The 3,044-nt window shown below is 67.8% G+C and carries 3 protein-coding genes and 1 pseudogene; 1 reads left to right on the top strand and 3 read right to left on the bottom strand.

Annotation, left to right across the window (positions count from 1 at the left end):
- Window positions 1-993 (top strand): Rieske (2Fe-2S) protein (locus DD1DGNOD_RS26475; RefSeq protein ID WP_206442934.1); only part of this gene is annotated, 993 nt, incomplete at its 5' end.
- Between the two features lie 63 nt (window positions 994-1,056).
- Here DD1DGNOD_RS26475 and DD1DGNOD_RS04060 read toward each other — a convergent pair.
- The 3 genes and pseudogenes from DD1DGNOD_RS04060 to DD1DGNOD_RS04050 all read right to left on the bottom strand — a co-directional run.
- A complete protein-coding gene (locus tag DD1DGNOD_RS04060; RefSeq protein WP_131765382.1) occupies window positions 1,057-1,389 on the bottom strand; it encodes a YnfA family protein in 333 nt (110 codons plus the stop codon).
- Window positions 1,390-1,467: 78 nt separating this feature from the next.
- Window positions 1,468-2,442, bottom strand: a complete 975-nt coding sequence (locus tag DD1DGNOD_RS04055; protein ID WP_131769476.1) for a ribose-phosphate diphosphokinase — start codon at window positions 2,440-2,442, stop codon at window positions 1,468-1,470.
- Window positions 2,443-2,503: 61 nt separating this feature from the next.
- Window positions 2,504-3,044: pseudogene (locus tag DD1DGNOD_RS04050) on the bottom strand (DapH/DapD/GlmU-related protein); the annotation flags it as partial.

Below are 3,044 nucleotides of genomic sequence, written 5' to 3'. Positions count from 1 at the left end.
CCCCGCTCGGTGATGCGGGACAAGGTCGTCCAGGTGCGTTCCGGTCTCCTCGACACTCTGGTACGGACGGTCGCCGCGACCGATGCCCGCGCCTACGTACCCTGCGCGGGTCCGCCGGTCTTCCTCGATCCGCTCCTGCGCGTCCACAACGACCGCGACGAGACGATCTTTCCGCACTGGGAGGACGTCGCGGCCCCGTTCGCCGAAGCGGCTCCACAGGTGGAGATCGTCAACGTCCAACCCGGTGACCGGATCGACATCGTCGGCGGCAAGCCGGTGACGATCGCGGCATCGTCACCGGCACCCACCGACGTCGCCGCCTATGCCCGGCGCCGGAGCGCGCAATGGAGCGCTCACGAGCAACGCCCTGACACACCGGTGAGCACGATCGAACTCGACGCGTACTTCTCCCGGCTGATCCGGCGGAACCGTCCATTGTTGGAGAACTACCAGCGCGATCTCATCATCCTTTCCGGTACCCGGGAGTGGACGGTGATGATCCGGCCGGTTCCCCCGCACCCGGCGGTCGTGGAGGGCCGGCCACCGACACCCGAAGCCGGGGACGGCACATCCGGCGACGCCGCAACGACCGGCGACCCATCCGGCAGCTACGAGCTGCGCGTCCCACCGCGCGTCCTGCGTGCGATCGTCGACGGGGAGGCGACCTGGGAGGAGGCGCTGCTGTCGATGCGGATAGAGCTGCGGCGCGATCCGGACCTGTTCGACGTCACCCTGATGGGCCTGCTGCGCTATGGCGAAACTCCGGTGGTGACCTGGCAGCTTCGGCGGGACAGCTCCGTGTCGGACGAGACGATCGTGCGCGACGGTCTGCGGATCCAGCGCTACTGCCCTCATGCCGGCGAGGACCTCGCCGACGCCGCCATCATCGACGGTGTGCTGGAATGTCCGCGCCACCACTGGGCCTGGGACCTCGCCACCGGACGGTGCGTGCGGGGCGGCACCTGGCCACTGTCGGTGTCACCCGCCGAGTAGGACGGCCTGCGCACACCACCCGGCAGGAACACCACACTCCGGGCATCTGTCGGGTGGAACTCGTCAACGGTGGGGCGCGAACATGATGAGGCCGACCCCGATCAGGCAGACGAACGCGCCGGTAACGTCGTAGCGGTCGGGCCGGTAACCATCGGCGACAGCGCCCCAGACAAGGGATCCGGCGACGAACACACCGCCGTAGGCGGCCAGCACACGTCCGAAGGACGCCTCCGCCTGGAGCGTCGCGACAAAGCCGTAGACGCACAGGGAGATCAGTCCGCCGCAGACGAACAGGATGCCTCGATGCTCGCGGATCCCCTGCCACACCAGCCACGCCCCGCCGATCTCGGCAAGCGCGGCCAGCACGAAAAGCACAGCCGTACGCAGGACGTACACGCTACCCAAGCCCAGCACAGACGCCGTTAGCCAGCAGTCTTCTTGACGCCGTGCGCCGCAGGGATCACCGGGCGGCGGTCACGCGTCGCCGCCGAAGAGTTCGGTCACCGAACCGTCCTCGAAAACCGCCCTGATGGCGGCGGCCAGCAACGGCGCGATCGACAATTCGGTGATCTTATCGATGCGGGCCTCGCTGCGCAGCGGGAGGGTGTTGGTGAGCACGACCTCGCTGATCTCGGAGTTCTTCAGGCGGTCCACGGCCGGGCCGGAGAGCACACCGTGGGTTGCCGCGGCGATCACATCGGTCGCGCCGTGCTCGCGCAGCGACTCCGCCGCCTTGGTGATGGTGCCTGCAGTGTCGATCATGTCGTCGACGACGACGCAGGTGCGGCCCCTGACCTCACCCACCACGTCGAACATCTTCACCTGGTTCGGGACGTCCCGGTCACGGCGCTTGTGGATGATCGCCAGCGGGCAGCCGAGCCGGTCGGTCCAGCGTTCGGCCACCCGGACCCGGCCGGCGTCCGGGGCCACAACCGTGACCGCGGACGTGTCGAGCTTGGCCTCGATGTAGTCGGCGAGTAGCGGCAGCGCGAACAGATGGTCCACCGGGCCGTCGAAGAAACCCTGGATCTGGGCGGTGTGCAGGTCCACCGACATCAGCCGGTGCGCGCCGGCGGTCTTGAACAGATCGGCGATCAGCCGGGCCGAGATCGGCTCCCGGCCGCGGTGCTTCTTGTCCTGCCGGGCGTAGGGGTAGAAGGGCGCGACCACGGTGACACGCTTCGCATTGGCGCGCTTCAACGCGTCCACCATGATGAGTTGTTCCATGAGCCACGTGTTCACCGGCGAGGAGTGGCACTGCAGCACGAACGCGTCACACCCGCGGACGGATTTCTCGAACCGGACAAAAATCTCTCCGTTGGAGAACTCATACGCGCTGGTGGGAACCGGTTCGACATCGAGTTCCCGGGCAACCTCCGCCACCAGTTCAGGGTGCGCACGGCCACCGAAAAGCATCAGGTTACGCCGATTCTCCGTCTGGTAGGCCATCAAAGGTTCTCCACCCTCGTCCCGCTCCGTCATGGTCGGTCCTTCGCACCGCGGCAGATTCCTACGTTCGACGCCCGTTGTCGGAAATACCGGCAACCGTGACGGGAGTCGGTCCTGCGTGATCCAATTTGCCCGCGTCGCCGTCGTCACGTGACTGTTCGGCATACCCCCGCGCGGAAGCCGCGGCCCGCGCCGCCGCCGTGCCCGGACGCCGTAGCTCCACCCATCCCTCGATCGTCCGCTGCCGGCCCTCCCGGACCGCGAGTGCACCCGGCAGCACGTCCTCGGTCACGACCGAACCAGCACCGGTATACGCGCCGTCACCAATATGGACCGGTGCGACCAGCACGGTGTCACTTCCGATCTTGACATCCGCACCGATCACCGTGCGGTGCTTGGCAACGCCGTCGTAGTTCGCAACGATCGTGCCACACCCGATGTTGCTACGCGCGCCGATCACCGCGTCCCCGACGTAGGCCAGGTGCGGTACCTTCGCCCCTTCGGCGATCTCCGCCGCCTTCGTCTCCACGAACGCGCCGAGCTTGACCCCCCGTCCGACGTGGGTGCCCTGGCGCAGGTGCGTGTAGGGGCCGACCGAGGCG

Origin of the sequence: Candidatus Protofrankia californiensis (assembly GCF_900634765.1) — a bacterium.
GTDB lineage: Bacteria > Actinomycetota > Actinomycetes > Frankiales > Frankiaceae > Protofrankia > Protofrankia californiensis.
Note: the sequence above shows the minus strand (reverse complement) of the source record. Positions and strands in the feature narration are given on the sequence as shown.